Origin of the sequence: Pseudarthrobacter phenanthrenivorans (assembly GCF_036455295.1) — a bacterium.
Classification (GTDB): Bacteria; Actinomycetota; Actinomycetes; order Actinomycetales; family Micrococcaceae; genus Arthrobacter; species Arthrobacter phenanthrenivorans_C.
The window spans coordinates 307,743-322,039 of record NZ_JAYXNX010000003.1; the positions used below are offsets into that span (position 1 = coordinate 307,743).

Here is a 14,297-nt window from a genome sequence, read left to right on the forward strand (position 1 = left end):
CTAACGGCTGCCCCGAAGAGCGCTGGAACCCTCAGGAAAGACTTCGCTGACCTTTTGCCGCAGGCTGGCACCCTTGCGCGAGGCCACAGCATTGAGGTCGGCGGCGAAGTCCAGGAGATCCGCGCGCAGTGAAGCGGCAAGCTCGTCGGTGCCGGACGCCAGCATCCGGACGGCCAGCAGGCCGGCGTTCCGGGCCCCCGCGATGGATACTGTGGCCACCGGCACGCCGGCCGGCATCTGGACGATGGACAGCAGGGAGTCCATCCCGTCCAGGGTCTTCAGCGGCACCGGCACGCCGATGACGGGCAAGGGCGTGACGCTGGCGAGCATGCCCGGCAGGTGGGCCGCGCCGCCGGCGCCGGCGATGATGACACGCAACCCGCGTTCGTGGGCTGTCTGGCCGTACCGGATCATTTCGGTGGGCATGCGGTGGGCGGAGACGACGTCCGCCTCAAAGGGGATGCCGAATTCGGCCAGGGCCTCTGCCGCCGCCTCCATCACTGGCCAGTCCGAGTCGGAGCCCATGACCAGGCCGACCAGGGGACTGGGGCCGGCAGCGGCAGCGGGGTTGGCTTCAGCGCTCATGCGTTCTCCTCGAAAAGTGCGGATGGTTCTTCGGCGGCAGCCCGGCCGTCCCGGATGATGCCGGCCACGGCCGCGGCACGGCGCCGGACGGAGTCCACCTCTGCGGTGGAACTGCCCACGAGATTGACGTGGCCGATCTTGCGGCCGCGCCGTACGGACTTGCCGTAGCAGTGGACCTTCGCGGCGGGCTCGGAGGCAAGGGCCATGGGGTATGCGGAAAACAGATCCTGGTTGTCCCCGCCCAGGAAGTTCTTCATCACAGTCACCGGTGCCAGCGCATCGGTGGCACCCAGGGGCAGGTTCAGGACGGCACGCAGATGCTGTTCGAACTGGCTGGTGATGGAGCCGTCCTGGGTCCAGTGGCCGGTGTTGTGCGGCCGCATTGCCAGTTCGTTGATCAGGAACCCGGCTCCGGTGCCGGGGGTTTCGAAGAGCTCCACCGCCAGGACGCCGGTCACGTCCAGCTCCGCGGCGATGCGCAAGGCGGCGTCCTCGGCCGCGGCAGCGACCTCCAGCGGAATATCCAGTGCGGGGGCAATTACCTCATCGCAAACACCGTCCACCTGGATGGTGTGGACCACCGGCCACGCCCGGGCCTCGCCGTCGGGGTTACGTGCCACCAGTGCGGAGAGCTCCCGCGTGAATTCGACCTTCGCCTCGGCCAGCAGCGGACTCATGGCGGCGAACCAGTCGGCGGCTTCTGCGGCTTCATCGGCTGAGGCGACGATCCGGACGCCCTTTCCGTCATATCCGCCGCGGGGTGTTTTCAGGACGACGGGCCAGCCCGTCCGGTCACCGAATTCAACCAGCGCGTCAACGTCCGCTACGGACGCCCAAGCGGGGTTCGGCAGTTCCAGGCGGTCGACGGCGGCACGCATCACCAGTTTGTCCTGCGCATGGACCAGCGCATCAGGTCCGGGCTGGACATTGACGCCGGCCTCCTGCAGGGCGCGGAGGTGGTCCGTGGGCACGTGCTCGTGGTCGAACGTCATCACGTCCAGGCCCTTGGAGAACTCCAGGAGCGTCTGCAGGTCCTTGTAATCGCCCACTGGTGTGGCGGGTACGGCAGACACTGCGGAAACGTCGTCGCCCTCGGCGAGGACGCGGAGTTCGAAGCCGAGTGCAGTAGCGGCAGGGGCCATCATTCGCGCGAGCTGGCCGCCGCCAACCACGCCTATCACTGGAAAAGTCACATGTGCCAGCCTACCGAAAACGGAAAGGATCGGCGGTTTTAACGGTCTGCGGGAAGAACAGTTTCTCCCCGGACTGCGCAACGGGCATCTGCCGGCGGGGGGCCTTTCAAAGCTTTGGGGGCTAAAATGGACCCTTGGCCGAGTGGCCCACAGTTCGTCGCGGCCATGGAGGGTCATGTTTAACGCACTTGCAGATCGTATCCGGGGGCTCGCCTCGCTCTTCTGGCGTGAGGTGGCCAAGTTTGGAGCGGTGGGCGGTGTGGCGTTCGTCATCGATAACGGGCTGACCTATTACCTGATGCACGGACCCATGTCTGACAGCGAAGCGAAAGCGCGGTTCGTGGGCGCCACGGTCGCCACCGTCTTCTCATGGGTCGCGAACCGATTTTGGACCTTCCGGCACCGACGCCAGGCCAACGTGGTCCGTGAGTTTGTCATGTTCGTCATCATCAACGGCATCGGCATTGGCATCTCCACCGGGTTGACCGCCCTGGCCAAGTACGGCATGGGCATCGATGACAAGAACCTGCTGTTCCTGGCCGGCGTCGTCGGCATCCTCGTGGCCACGGTAGTGCGCTTCTTTGCCTACCGCTTCCTGGTCTTCAACCAGGAACTGGACCAGGAACCCGAGTTCTCCCACGACCACGAAATCATCGAGGCGCACCCCCACCGCGAGCACCGCGAGCCCGCGCGTGCCGCCGATCGCCCGGCCCCCACTCCTGCCGATGGCGGCCCGCAGGTCTGAGGCGCGCGCTGCTAACTCCCATGGATTCGTTCGGCCGCCAGCAGTTTGTCGGTGAGGGCCACCTCGGAGTGCGTCAATACTATGGAGCCGTCATGCTGCCAGGCCCCCAGTGCATGCGCCAAGGCGTTCTCAAGTCCGGCCCCGGCCGGGACATGCAGCCTGGCGCCGTCCGTATGCGGCGCCGCAAAACCACTGAGCAGTTCCCCGTGCAGGACTGACGTTCCCTGACCGGTAAGGACGGCGCGGCCTGACGGGTCCGGGTCGGTATGGGGCATGAACACGTCCCCGTGGGACCGCACCTCCGCCGCGTAGTCCACGCAGCCGGCGGGGAGGTCGCCCGCCCAGCGCATGGCGAGTGCCGGCAGTGCAACGGCAATCACGGCGTCGTACTGGCCCTCCTGCCCGCCGGGACTGTCCGTCACCAGGAAATCGGCGGGACCGCCGTCGAGCACCGTTTCCAGGCCAAGCTGCCAGCCGGCCAGCGCCCAAACCAGGGCCTTCCAGTGGGCGGGGAGCGCGAGCCGCAGCCGCATGCCCGGCTCCGCGTCGAGTTCGTCCTGCAGGAGGTTGCTGGTCTTGGCCACCCAGTTGTCCAGGACGCGGCCCGACAGTTCCACGCGCTCGGAGTCGGGCCCGTACCAGGTGAGTCTTGGGGCGGTGGAGTTGCCGGAGCGGAGGCTGTGCATGAGGCCGATGGCGGGGATTGTCGTCATGGCTTCATCCTCCCACTCACGGCCTGCCGGAAATTGCGGCGGACGCAGCTCGCAGAGGTGCACACGTAATGTGATGTTAATCACCATCATTGCTAAGGATGCTTGCTATTTTTCCCGGAAGCGGGTATTTTCCCCGCCAGCACGCGGTTTGGCCCGCTTTTTTGAGCCTGCAGGTGGCCCTGGCCGCTCCGCCACGCCCGGGTGTAGAAAAATCCCGGGCGTGGCGTGCGCAAGCATCGCCGCGGCAAGTGTCTATTATCCCGGCAACGGCTTGACTCGCCCTAGTTACACACGTGTAATTAGGTAACTAAAGCAATTGCGTAAATACCGGCACCCAACCGAGTGTCCACGTATCCAGGCAGTGGCTGAAAACATCAGGAGGGTCGCCGTGGGGCAAGCAGAGCGTATCCAGGAAGATGCCGTCGTGGCCGGTCAGGCAACGGCAAAATACCGTGCGCGGGGGGTGCCGAGTGATTGGTACGTGGATCCCGCCGATCCTGATGCTGCGGAGCGGTACAACAGGGATTCCACTACTATCCTGGAGGACCAGGCCACGGCGTTCCTCGCGGCGCATCAGGCCCTTCTCGAAGGGGGTACTGAGTCCGAAGATGACCTCGACCCCCCAATGGAACTCGCTGCCGCCGGCAGTGTCCAGCCGGTATGGATCGGTTTGCCGCTTCAGCAGGACTTCGACGACGAGGGGGAGTTGGGCTGGCAAACGGACGCCCTGTGCGCCCAGACGGATCCGGAAGCCTTCTTTCCCGAAAAGGGCGGTTCCACCCGCGATGCCAAGAAAGTCTGCGGGGCCTGCAACGTACGGTCGCAGTGCCTGGAGTACGCGCTGGCCAACGACGAACGGTTCGGCATCTGGGGAGGCCTTTCCGAGCGTGAACGCCGGCGGCTAAGGAAGCGAGCAATCTAATTCTTCAGGATGTGCACGTCACTGCCGTTGTGGTTGCCCACAACGGCAGTGCCTATCTGCCCAGAACCCTTTCAGCGCTGGCAGCCCAGAGCCGTCCCGTGGACCGCGCCATCGGCGTGGACACCGGATCCGGCGATGACTCCTTCCGCCTCCTCAGTGAAGCGCTTGGGGAGGCCAGTGTTGTCAGCCATGCCCGGGCCAAGGGCGGCATGGGCGCCGCCGTCTCCGCTGCCCTGGCGGAGCTGGCGCCGCTCACGGATTCCCCCGAGGGTGCCCCGGTGGAGTGGATCTGGCTGCTGCATGACGACGCAGCGCCGGCGCCTGAGGCCCTCGCCGAACTTCTCGGCGCCGTGGAACGCGCGCCTTCGGTCACCGTTGCAGGCTGCAAGCAACTGGACTGGCACTCGCCGCGCAGGCTCATTGACGTCGGGCTCTCCACGAGCCGCTGGGCGGAGCGGCTTACCCTGATCGACGCCGATGAAATGGACCAGGGCCAGTATGACGGCAGGTCTGATACCTTCGCCGTCAATTCCGCCGGCATGCTGGTACGCCGCGATGTGTGGGAGCAGCTGGGCGGCTTCGACCCCGCGCTGCCCGGCAGCGGTGACGATGTCGATTTCTGCTGGCGCAACCGCCTGGCTGGCCATCGCGTCGTGGTGGTCCCTGCCGCCCGCATGTTCCACGTGTCCCACCGGCCGCATGCCCTTGGGAACCCGGCCGCTGCCCGCAAGGCCCAGGTCCACCTCCGGCTCAAACACAGCCCCCTGTGGATGGTGCCCGTCCATGGCATCGGCGCCCTGCTCGGCAGCCTCTTCAAACTCGTCCTGAGCATCGTGGTCAAGGATCCCGGCCACGGCATTTCCCAGCTCCTTGCCACCTGCGCCGCACTGGCCAGGCCCCGGGCCCTGGCGAAGGGCCGCCGGACCGCCAAACGCACGCGACGTATCCGCCGGTCCGTCATCCGCAAGCTCCAGACGCCCCGCCGGGAGGTCTGGAGCCACCGGCGGTCGCTGATGGAGGCGCTGGGATCAGACGGATCAGGCACTGACGACCTTGTCCAGGATCCCCTGGCGCACCAGCCCACGGGTGACGCCGCCGATGACTTTGCCGCCCTGGCCACCAGCAAACGCGGATGGGTGGGCAACGGTGCCCTGGCCGCCGTCATCACCGCCTCCGTGGCCTCACTCCTGGCTTTGACCGGATTGTTCCGGGCCGGCGCGGTGGCCGGCGGCGCCCTTATTCCTGTTTCTTCAGGGCTCGGGGACATCTGGCACAACGCCTCCACGTGGTGGATCAGCCTTGGAGCCGGGCTTCCCGGGCACGGCGACCCCTTTGACTACGTCCTGTGGCTCATCGGAGTCCTCGGCGGTGGCGACGCCAACCCGGCCATGGCCTGGCTGCTTCTGCTTGGAGCCCCACTGTCCGGCCTCACCGCCTGGTTTGCGGCAGGCGGCCTGACAGTACGCCGCCGGCTGCGCCTGGTTGCGGCCCTTTTCTGGGCGGCTGCACCGGCACTCCAGGTTGCCTTGAACCAGGGCCGGGCCGGCGCGCTGGTTGCACACATCTTGCTGCCGCTGGTGGTCCTTGGCCTGCTGCGGGCCACCGGCTCGGCAGTAGGACACGGCAGGTTCAACACCGATTCGCCATCCGTTGACGCTGCCGGCGAACAGGTCCCCGCCAAGCCGGGAGTCAATGGCACGCCCTCGTGGACCGCTTCCGCTGCAGCGGGCCTGGCATTGGCGGTCACCACGGCGTCGGCGCCGTCCCTGGTCATCCCGGCCACGGTGGTCATCGTCCTCTGCGGTTTGCTGCTGCGCCGCCGCGGGCGGACGGTGTGGTGGGCGCTGCTGCCCACCGCCGCCCTGTTCATCCCCTTCGCGCTGTCAACGCTCGACAGGCCCCGGGCACTCCTTGCCGATCCTGGGCTTCCGCTTGGGTTCGACGCCGCACCGCTGTGGCAGCAGGTACTGGGCCAGCCGCTCTCATTCGACCCCGGCGCCGGCCTCCAGGGACTGGCAGCCTTCACCGGCGGCCCCGTGCCGTGGGCCCTGCTGCTCGCCCTGCTTATCGCGGCGCCCGTGCTGCTCCTCGCCATCGTGGGAGTCTTTTCCCGAGGACAGCGGGCAGGGACCGCCAGATGGTTCTGGATTGCCGCGGTCATCGCACTGGCCAGTGGCTGGCTCTGCAGCCACGTAGTGACGGGACTGAACGCAGGCCTCCTGGTGGCGCCCTTCTCCGGACCGGCAGTGTCGGCCGCGTCCTTCGCCCTTCTTGCAGCAGCCATCCTGGGCGCCGAGCAACTGCTGTCCGCCGCGGACAAGGCTGCCGGGAACGGAGCCAAGACCGGGACGGTGGCGCGCGCCGCGCTTGCGCTGGGACTGGTCGTGCTGCTGGCGGGACCGCTTGCGGGCATGACCGCCTGGTCCGCGCAGAACCTGCTGCGTCCGGCCGGCGCAGCGGGTAAGCAGCCGACGGCAGCCCGGGAGACAACCCTCTCCACGGCCCCGAACGCTTCAGGAACCGAGGGGGCGCTGGGCGCTGCGCGACTCGTGGAAGCCGCTCCCGGCCGGTCCCTTCCGGCCACTGCCATCGACCGGGGGACCGGTCCCGAACAGACGCGCACCCTCCTGCTGAGTACCGGAGATGACGGCACCTTCAGCGCGTCGCTGATGCGCGGGTCCGGCACTACGCTGGACAGCCTCTCCGCCATCGCCTCCGCACGGAGCATCATCGGCGCACCAGGCGCCGAAGAAGTCCGCGGTGACGACGACGTCAGCGCAGCTCTGCGGCGCGTCGTGGCTACCCTCGTTGCCGGCCAGGGTGTAGACCCGCGCCCCGACCTCGAACAGCTCGGCGTTGGATTTGTCGTGCTCCGTTCCGCTGATACGGCAGCCCAGCTCACCGCCAGCCGGATGGATGCAGTCCCCGGCCTCGTCGCAGTGGGCCAGACCGACGTCGGCTGGCTCTGGCGCGTCAGTCCGCTGAACCAGCCGGTCCTCCAGGCAGCTGATGTCGCCCACCGGGTCCGGATTGTCGATTCCAGTGGGACTGCCACCACCCTGGTCGCGTCCGGTACTGACGACGTGGACGCTGCAGTCCCGGCAGGACCGGAAGGCCGGCTGGTAGTCCTTGCCGAGCGGGCGGACCCCGGCTGGAGCGCGTGGCTGGACGGCCGGAAGCTCACCTCCACCACCAACGGCTGGTCCCAGGCCTTCACACTTCCTGCATCGGCCGGCCAGCTGACCATCCGCTACGAGAACCCATGGTCATTCTGGGCTGCCGCCGCCCAGATCGCGATCATTGCGTTGACCATCATCCTGGCAATCCCCATGCCGGCACGACGGCCGCGGACCGGCCTCTCGCGTGACGAGGGCTCCCTGCGTAAGGAACACCAACATGCATGAGCACACTACGCCGGACACCACCCTTCCGGTTGGGGCCGAGCAGCAAGACATGCCCGGAACCTTGGCGCCGACCGGGACGAAGCACGGCAGGAAGGCCTCCGCACGTGGCGCCAGCCGTGTGCCGGGCGGTAAAGGGCGGGTGGCGTCCGTAGCCGGTGTTGCCGCGGGTGTCCTCATCGTTGCCGGCGCCGGAGCAGTGGTGGCGGCAGGATCACTAATGCCCGCTCCTTCCGCCAGCCGCACCGTGCCGGCGGCCGAAGCCGCTGTTCCGGCGGGAGCCAGCGTAGGTGTCTGCCCCGGGCCCGCCCGGCTGCTGGAGGGTACGGAGGCCGGAACCGACGCGCAGTTCCGGCCTGAATCCGCGTCCGCCGCAACCAAGGTCACTGCCGCCGTCCTCAGCGCGGGAGGCGTGCTCCCGGGAAGCCGGCTGGCGCACCTGGACGGAACGGCCGCCGTCGATATTTCCAAGGATCCTGGTCCCGCCCCGACTCCGGGAGCCCCACAGCAGCTCCTTGCCGGCGTCCTGGCCGACCGGACCGTGGACCAGGTGAGCGTCCTCAGCGCCAACCCGGTGGCAAACCAGAATGCCTCAGCTGCCGGGGCCATGAAATACACAGCCAGCGACGGCGACCTCCGGGGCAGCGCCGCGGCCACGTGCGGGCAGCCCTCGAACGACCAATGGCTTGTGGGGGCTGCGACCACTGTCGGCCGCACTTCAGTGCTGGCGCTGACCAATGCCTCCAGCACCCCGGCCACCGTGAGCCTGGAACTGTTTGGGGCAGGCGGCCAGATCCAGGCCCCGGGCAGCCGGGGACTGCTGGTCGCGCCCGGCACGACGCGGAGTGTGGTCCTTGCCGGCCTGGCCCCCAATGAGTCCCGGCTCGGCGTGCACGTGCGCAGCGCCGGTGGCCCCGTAGCTGCCTCCATCCAGCAGAGTGTCCTTCGCGGCCTCACTCCGGGCGGGGTGGATTTCATCACCCCCGGGACTGCCCCTGCCATACGCCAGGTGATGACCGGAGTGGACATCCAGGACCCCGCAGGAGTTGCCGCACTGACGGCCCAGGCCGCTTACAAGGATGCCGGGCCGACGCTTGAGCTGACCGTTCCCGGTGCCTCGGACGCGGTGGTGGAGGTCAAGTTGTACGGACGGGACGGCCAGCATGCGCTTCCCTCCGGCGGTGTCATTACCGCCAAAGCAGGTTCGACCACGGAGGTATCCCTGGCCGGTGTACCTGCCGGGCAGTACACCGTCTCGGCTTCATCCGATGTCTCCTTTGTTGCCGCCGCCCGCATCAGCCGCGGACTCCAGGCGGGACAACCGTCGGACGTGGCCTGGGTTTCCTCCGCGGTGCGGCTTGGCAGCCAGCACATTGTTCCCGTCCCCAAAGGCGGCCTCCGGCAACTGGTATTCGGGGCCCTGGACGCCAGGGCCACCATCACCTACGCGCCCATCACTGCCGACGGGAAAGTTCGTGCACCCGCCACGGCCGATATTGCCGGAGGCACTACCGCCTCCATCAGTATTCCGGATCAGGCCGAAGGGTCGGACATCGTAGGTTACGCAGTGTCCGCGTCGGGTGACGCAGCATATGGAGCCGTGCTGGTGGGACAGGACGGACGGAATGACGTTTCATCCCTTGCTTTCCTCGCGGCCGCTGCCGGCCAGGAGACCGTCCCGGTAAGACTCGGCTACTAGGAGCCGTTCGTCGCCGGCAGTCCTGGCTCAGTAGCGCCGCCGGTATACCGGGTCCAGGGTCTCCGGCGCCACGCCCAGCATCTCTGCCGTGTGCTCAACCACCACATCATGGACCAGGTCCTGCAGTTCGTCCGCGCTGGAGCATGCCTGCTCAACCACCCGCCGGTACACGGTAATGGTGGGTCCGTCGTCACCGGCGGCGGGAATGTAGGCGCCCATGGGTGCCGGGGATCCAGTCGCGGCCAGCTGCTCAAGGTCCGGGGGGATCTCGTCCACCCCGAATCTGACGCCGTCCAGCGTTTTGCCCCAGATGTCGTGCAGCCGCTGCGCGGAATCCAGCACCATGTCGTCGAACCGGTCGCCGCGGGTCCGGTATCCGGGGTGGGTGGGCAACATCACCTCGCCGCGAAGGCCGCGGCCATGGCGGTTCCGGCGCCGCCTGAAGAAGCTTCTGCCGTTGGTATCCCCACCCTGAGCCACGTGAGCATCAGGGTCAGCCAACCGGACCGAAAAACCTGATTCATGGTTCGATGACTGCATATATCGACTCTAAACCCGGGGGAGCATTTACGCGATACATCACCCTGGCTTCCCGCGCGCGCCGGACAGTGGCCGCAATGCGCGGCTTTTGGTCCCCGAAGGGGTAGTCTGTGATGTCGTGGGAGCTATACGTCAATGTTCAAGGTCTGCCTGCCGCCAGTCGGCGGTAGCCACCCTGACGTACGTTTACGCAGACTCCACTGCTGTCCTGGGCCCGCTCGCCACCTACGCGGAGCCCCACTGCTACGACCTCTGCGAGCAGCACGCCGATTCGCTGACGGTTCCCCGCGGCTGGGAAGTGCTTCGGCTGGCAATGCCTTCCACCCCCCAGCAGCCCGGACCCGATGACCTGTTGGCGCTGGCCAACGCCGTGCGGGACGCGGCGGCGCTTCCCGCGGAAGCCCAGGCTCCCGCGCAGCGGAGCCACCATTCCGCCTTGGAAGCACCCGCGGCTACCGAAGGGGCACGCCGGGGACACCTGCGTGTCCTCCGGGAACCTTCCTGACCACTATCTGGCGGTACGCTGGAGCTGCACATCTTTTCCGCTACCGGCGCGAGCGCGCCCGCCAGGGAGCATGACCAAATGCCAAAGATCAGCCCCGAGCTGTTGTCCGTCCTGCGTTGCCCCGTCACCGGCTCTCCCCTGATTCAGGAGGGGGAGGAGCTGGTCGCCACCGCCGCAGGGGAAACCGGGGTGAGGAACCGGTACGCCATCGAGGACGGGATCCCTTTGCTGCTGCCTCCGGAACTGCTTGCCGCAGCAGCATCGGCGGGTTCAGATCAGCACGATCCCGCCACGGCCGGCCACTAGTACGCCCCATCGCCAGCACAGACAGAGCAGAACGGGACTGGACCAGTACCCGGACCAAGCAAAGGACCACCCATGACTTTTGAGTACAAAGTTGCCGACATCTCCCTGGCGGAGGCCGGCCGCCACCAGATCCGCCTTGCGGAGCACGAGATGCCCGGCCTGATGTCGCTCCGCAAGGAGTTCGGCCCCGACCAGCCCCTCAAGGGCGCACGGATCGCCGGATCGCTGCACATGACGGTGCAGACGGCCGTGCTGATCGAGACCCTCACTGCACTGGGCGCCGAGGTCCGCTGGGCCTCCTGCAACATCTTCTCCACGCAGGACGAGGCCGCTGCAGCCGTCGTGGTTGGCAAGGGCACCGTCGAAGACCCCCAGGGCGTGCCCGTTTTCGCCTGGAAGGGCGAGACGCTTGAAGAGTACTGGTGGACCGCCGAGCAGATCCTCACCTGGCCCGGTGCCGACACCAACCCCGAGCTGGGCCCCAACATGATCCTCGACGACGGCGGCGACGCCACCATGCTGGTCCACAAGGGCGTCGAGTTCGAAGCCGTGGGCACCGTCCCCTCCGCCGCGCCGGAGGATTCCGAGGAATACGGCATTTTCCTCGAGGTGCTCCGCCGCTCCCTTGCCGCAGACCCGCAGAAGTGGACCCGGACGGCCGCCACGATCAAGGGCGTCAGCGAGGAAACCACCACCGGAGTCCACCGCCTGTACCAGCTCGCGGACCAGGGCAAGCTGCTCTTCCCGGCCATCAACGTCAACGACTCCGTGACCAAGAGCAAGTTCGACAACAAGTACGGCATCCGCCACTCCCTCCCCGACGGCATCAACCGGGCCACGGACGTCCTGATGGGCGGCAAGGTTGCCGTGGTCTGCGGTTACGGCGACGTCGGAAAGGGCGCGGCCGAGGCCCTGCGCGGACAGGGCTCGCGTGTCATCGTCACGGAAATCGACCCCATCTGTGCCCTGCAGGCCGCCATGGACGGCTACCAGGTAGCCAAGCTGGAGTCGGTCCTGCCGCAGGGCGACATCTTCATCACCACCACCGGCAACAAAGACGTCATCATGGCCGAGCACATGGCCGGGATGAAGAACAAGGCCATCGTCGGCAACATTGGCCATTTCGACAACGAGATCGACATTGCCGGCCTGGCCCGGGTTCCCGGTGTCAAGAAGGTTGAAATCAAGCCCCAGGTCCACGAGTGGGTTTTCGATGAAGGCACCGATGGGGAACGCTCGATTATCGTCCTGTCCGAGGGCCGGCTGCTCAACCTCGGCAACGCGACCGGCCACCCGTCCTTCGTCATGAGCAACTCGTTCGCCAACCAGACCATTGCGCAGATCGAGCTGTGGACCAAGCGGGACCAGGACGAATACGACAACAAGGTCTACGTCCTGCCCAAGGTCCTGGACGAGAAGGTGGCCCGGCTGCACCTGGACGCACTGGGCGTCGAGCTCACCGAACTGACCAAGGACCAGGCGGAATACCTGGACATTGATGTTGCCGGCCCCTACAAGCCGGAGCACTATCGTTACTGAGACGTGAGGGCCCGGGCGCAGCCAAGCGCCCGGGCCGTTATGTCCTGCACGTAGGATCAAAAACATGGAGCCTGATGTAAAGCCCCGTCGCAGGGGGACCGCCAAGAAAGTCCTTGCCGTGGCCGCCGTCTGTATCCTGGCCGCCGTGGGCGGGGTTTTCGCCGCCGTCGCTCCAGGCCTTGCGGGCGGACCCCTCGAATCGGAAGCAGGCTCCGCGCTGCGGACGTCGCCGGGTATTGCAGCGCCTGTTGTGCCGCCGGTCAAGCTTGACGCAGTGCCCGCCAACGGTGCCAAGCAGGTGAATCCAGCCGCCCCGGTGTCCTTGAAAGTGGGCAACGGGATCATCCAGCGTGTCACCCTGGCCAGCACTGCCGGGAAGACCATTGACGGCAGCATCGACCCGGGCGGGACGTCATGGTCCGCCACGGCGCCCCTCGAGTTCAACACCGAGTACAGCTACACCTATGTGGTCAAGGACTCAGCTGGACGCGAGACCAGCACCACGCAGTCCTTTAACACCGTGTCCAGCTCGCACGAGGCCGACGCCGCCGTCTATCCGCTGAACGGTATGAAGGTTGGCGTAGGCCAGCCACTGCAAGTCATCTTCAGCGAGCCCGTGACCAACCGTGCGGCGGTGGAAAAGGCCATCAAGATCAGCACCTCGGCAGGGCAGACGGGGGCGTTCCACTGGTACAGCGACACCATGGTGCGCTACCGCCCGGAGAACTTTTGGGCAGCCAACTCGACCGTCACCATGGACATGCAGCTCTTCGGCGTTGACCTGGGCAACGGCCAGATTGCCAACTTCAACAAGAAGGTCAACGTATCGATCGGAGACAAAAAGGTGGCCGTCGCAGATGCCACGGCACACACCTTTACTCTGAGCGTCAACGACCAGCCCGTGAAGACCCTGCCCGTCAGCATGGGGGACAAGCGCTTCCCCTCCGCGAAGGGGTATGCGGTGCTGATGGAAAAGAACCGTTTTGACCACTTCAGGGCGGCAAGCATCGGCTTGAAGCCCGGTGACCCCGCCTATTACGGTGAAGCGGACGTGGAATACACCATCCGCCTTACGCTGAGCGGCGCCTACATCCACCAGGCACTCGATTCCGCATTCCCCTATATCGGGAACACCAACGTGTCCCATGGCTGCATCGGTTTCCTGCCGGACGGTGCAGCCTGGGTGTTCGACAACATGGGCACCGGCGACGTGGTCCAGATCATCAATACCGAGGGCGACTACGCTGCGAACACCGACGGGTTCGGGGACTGGAACATCCCCTGGAGCGAGTACGCCAACTGAGTCAGTCGCCGAACGGCAGGCGCTGCAGCCGTTGCCCCGTCTGCATGTACCGGCGGCGTGACTGCGACAGCCTGCCGAACTCCCTGTTGCGCCGTTCAGCGACGACGGCGGCCAGATAGTCGGCAGGGACGGTCCCCGGCGGCGGGGCCGGTGCCACGTGGGCCGACAACTCGGCCGCGATCGTGGCCGCCATACCTGCTTGGGAAAGCGGCGCCATCCGGCCCGCCTGGCGGATGAACTGTGCCGCCCGGCGTCCGGTGGCGTCGGGGATGCGCCCGATGTCCGCCGCTGCAGCCCACGATTGCAGGTGCGGCGGCACGAAAACCCTGATCACCTGCTCGGCCGGTACCCGGCTTCGTACGGCGTAGGTGCCGGCGAGCAGGTCGCCCAGCCGGCGGGATTTGTCGTTGAAGAGCGCCACGGCAAGGGCAACGCCGCCAAACGTCAGGTAAATCTCGAGGAATCCGGTCAGCCCCCGGATCACGGCGTGCCGGAACCGGATGGCGCCGCCGTCCTCGCGCACCACCCGCAGGCCCGTGGCGAGCTTTCCCAGCGACTTGCCGCGGCTCAGGGTCTCCACGGCCACCGGCACCACCACGAGGCAAAAGACGACGGCGGCCAGTGCAAGGGCCCGGGCGGCGGCGCCATCCAGGTCCGAGCCGGCAGCTGCCAGGCCAATCATGATCAGCACAAGCAGTACCAAGTGGACGACGATGTCGATGGCCAGGCCCAGGGCCCGGGCGGCAAAGCTGGCGGGCCGAAGCTCCAGGACCACTGCCTCGCCGGTGATGATCGGACTCACACTGCGTCCCTGCCCTTCGCAGCTGATGTTGCGCATGATCGGTT

The 14,297-nt window shown here is 66.9% G+C and carries 13 protein-coding genes; 8 read left to right on the plus strand and 5 right to left on the minus strand.

What is annotated here, in order from left to right; all coding sequences use genetic code 11:
• Together purE and VXJ37_RS05665 are read right to left on the minus strand one after the other, a co-directional pair.
• A complete protein-coding gene (purE, locus tag VXJ37_RS05660; protein WP_331322081.1) occupies positions 1-585 on the minus strand; it encodes a 5-(carboxyamino)imidazole ribonucleotide mutase in 585 nt (194 codons plus the stop codon).
• The gene (locus tag VXJ37_RS05665; protein WP_331322082.1) at positions 582-1,778 is read right to left on the minus strand and encodes a 5-(carboxyamino)imidazole ribonucleotide synthase; all 1,197 of its coding nucleotides are present in this window, start codon (positions 1,776-1,778) and stop codon (positions 582-584) included. The genes purE and VXJ37_RS05665 overlap by 4 nt, the downstream gene beginning before the upstream one ends.
• A 175-nt stretch (positions 1,779-1,953) precedes the next feature.
• Here VXJ37_RS05665 and VXJ37_RS05670 point away from each other — a divergent pair, with 175 nt between their 5' ends.
• Entirely contained in the window at positions 1,954-2,523 is a 570-nt protein-coding gene (locus VXJ37_RS05670) for a GtrA family protein (RefSeq protein WP_331322083.1), read from the plus strand.
• A gap of 11 nt (positions 2,524-2,534) precedes the next feature.
• Here the strand turns inward: VXJ37_RS05670 and VXJ37_RS05675 are convergent, their stop codons facing one another.
• Positions 2,535-3,236 (minus strand): TIGR03089 family protein, encoded by a 702-nt coding sequence (locus tag VXJ37_RS05675; RefSeq protein WP_331322084.1) that lies wholly within the window; start codon positions 3,234-3,236, stop codon positions 2,535-2,537.
• Between the two features lie 388 nt (positions 3,237-3,624).
• Between VXJ37_RS05675 and VXJ37_RS05680 the strand changes: the two genes are divergently transcribed.
• The 3 genes from VXJ37_RS05680 to VXJ37_RS05690 are packed head-to-tail and all read left to right on the plus strand — an operon-like array spanning position 3,625 to position 9,258.
• Positions 3,625-4,158 carry a WhiB family transcriptional regulator gene (locus VXJ37_RS05680; protein ID WP_331322085.1) on the plus strand — a complete coding sequence of 178 codons (534 nt, stop codon included), beginning with the start codon at positions 3,625-3,627 and terminating at the stop codon, positions 4,156-4,158.
• A gap of 29 nt (positions 4,159-4,187) precedes the next feature.
• Positions 4,188-7,562, plus strand: a complete 3,375-nt coding sequence (locus VXJ37_RS05685; RefSeq protein ID WP_440589779.1) for a glycosyltransferase — start codon at positions 4,188-4,190, stop codon at positions 7,560-7,562.
• Entirely contained in the window at positions 7,555-9,258 is a 1,704-nt protein-coding gene (locus VXJ37_RS05690) for a DUF5719 family protein (RefSeq protein ID WP_440589776.1), read from the plus strand. Before VXJ37_RS05685 ends, VXJ37_RS05690 begins: the two co-directional genes overlap by 8 nt.
• 27 nt (positions 9,259-9,285) lie before the next feature.
• Here VXJ37_RS05690 and VXJ37_RS05695 read toward each other — a convergent pair whose 3' ends face one another.
• The gene (locus VXJ37_RS05695; RefSeq protein WP_331322087.1) at positions 9,286-9,798 is read right to left on the minus strand and encodes a metallopeptidase family protein; all 513 of its coding nucleotides are present in this window, start codon (positions 9,796-9,798) and stop codon (positions 9,286-9,288) included.
• A 118-nt stretch (positions 9,799-9,916) separates the two neighbouring features.
• Here VXJ37_RS05695 and VXJ37_RS05700 point away from each other — a divergent pair, with 118 nt between their 5' ends.
• From VXJ37_RS05700 to VXJ37_RS05715, 4 genes are all read left to right on the plus strand, one after another.
• Complete coding sequence (locus VXJ37_RS05700) at positions 9,917-10,303, plus strand: DUF3499 domain-containing protein (RefSeq protein WP_331322088.1); 387 nt, start codon at positions 9,917-9,919, stop codon at positions 10,301-10,303.
• Between the two features lie 78 nt (positions 10,304-10,381).
• The gene (locus VXJ37_RS05705; protein WP_331322089.1) at positions 10,382-10,609 is read left to right on the plus strand and encodes a Trm112 family protein; all 228 of its coding nucleotides are present in this window, start codon (positions 10,382-10,384) and stop codon (positions 10,607-10,609) included.
• A gap of 72 nt (positions 10,610-10,681) precedes the next feature.
• Entirely contained in the window at positions 10,682-12,148 is a 1,467-nt protein-coding gene (ahcY, locus tag VXJ37_RS05710; RefSeq protein WP_331322090.1) for an adenosylhomocysteinase, read from the plus strand.
• 64 nt (positions 12,149-12,212) lie between these two features.
• Entirely contained in the window at positions 12,213-13,451 is a 1,239-nt protein-coding gene (locus tag VXJ37_RS05715) for a L,D-transpeptidase (protein ID WP_331322091.1), read from the plus strand.
• A gap of 1 nt (position 13,452) precedes the next feature.
• On the opposite strand, the gene VXJ37_RS05720 is transcribed toward VXJ37_RS05715, so the two are convergent.
• The gene (locus VXJ37_RS05720; RefSeq protein ID WP_331322156.1) at positions 13,453-14,253 is read right to left on the minus strand and encodes an RDD family protein; all 801 of its coding nucleotides are present in this window, start codon (positions 14,251-14,253) and stop codon (positions 13,453-13,455) included.
• Between the last annotated feature and the right edge of the window lie 44 nt (positions 14,254-14,297).

Bases quoted from the DNA above. Each gene is read 5' to 3' on its own strand.
- VXJ37_RS05670 (WP_331322083.1), top strand. From the start codon at position 1,954: ATGTTTAACGCACTTGCAGATCGTATCCGGGGGCTCGCCTCGCTCTTC.
- VXJ37_RS05705 (WP_331322089.1), top strand. From the start codon at position 10,382: ATGCCAAAGATCAGCCCCGAGCTGTTGTCCGTCCTGCGTTGCCCCGTC.
- ahcY (WP_331322090.1), top strand. From the start codon at position 10,682: ATGACTTTTGAGTACAAAGTTGCCGACATCTCCCTGGCGGAGGCCGGC.
- VXJ37_RS05675 (WP_331322084.1), bottom strand. From the start codon at position 3,236: ATGACGACAATCCCCGCCATCGGCCTCATGCACAGCCTCCGCTCCGGC.
- VXJ37_RS05690 (WP_440589776.1), top strand. From the start codon at position 7,555: ATGCATGAGCACACTACGCCGGACACCACCCTTCCGGTTGGGGCCGAG.
- purE (WP_331322081.1), bottom strand. From the start codon at position 585: ATGAGCGCTGAAGCCAACCCCGCTGCCGCTGCCGGCCCCAGTCCCCTG.
- VXJ37_RS05695 (WP_331322087.1), bottom strand. From the start codon at position 9,798: ATGCAGTCATCGAACCATGAATCAGGTTTTTCGGTCCGGTTGGCTGAC.
- VXJ37_RS05715 (WP_331322091.1), top strand. From the start codon at position 12,213: ATGGAGCCTGATGTAAAGCCCCGTCGCAGGGGGACCGCCAAGAAAGTC.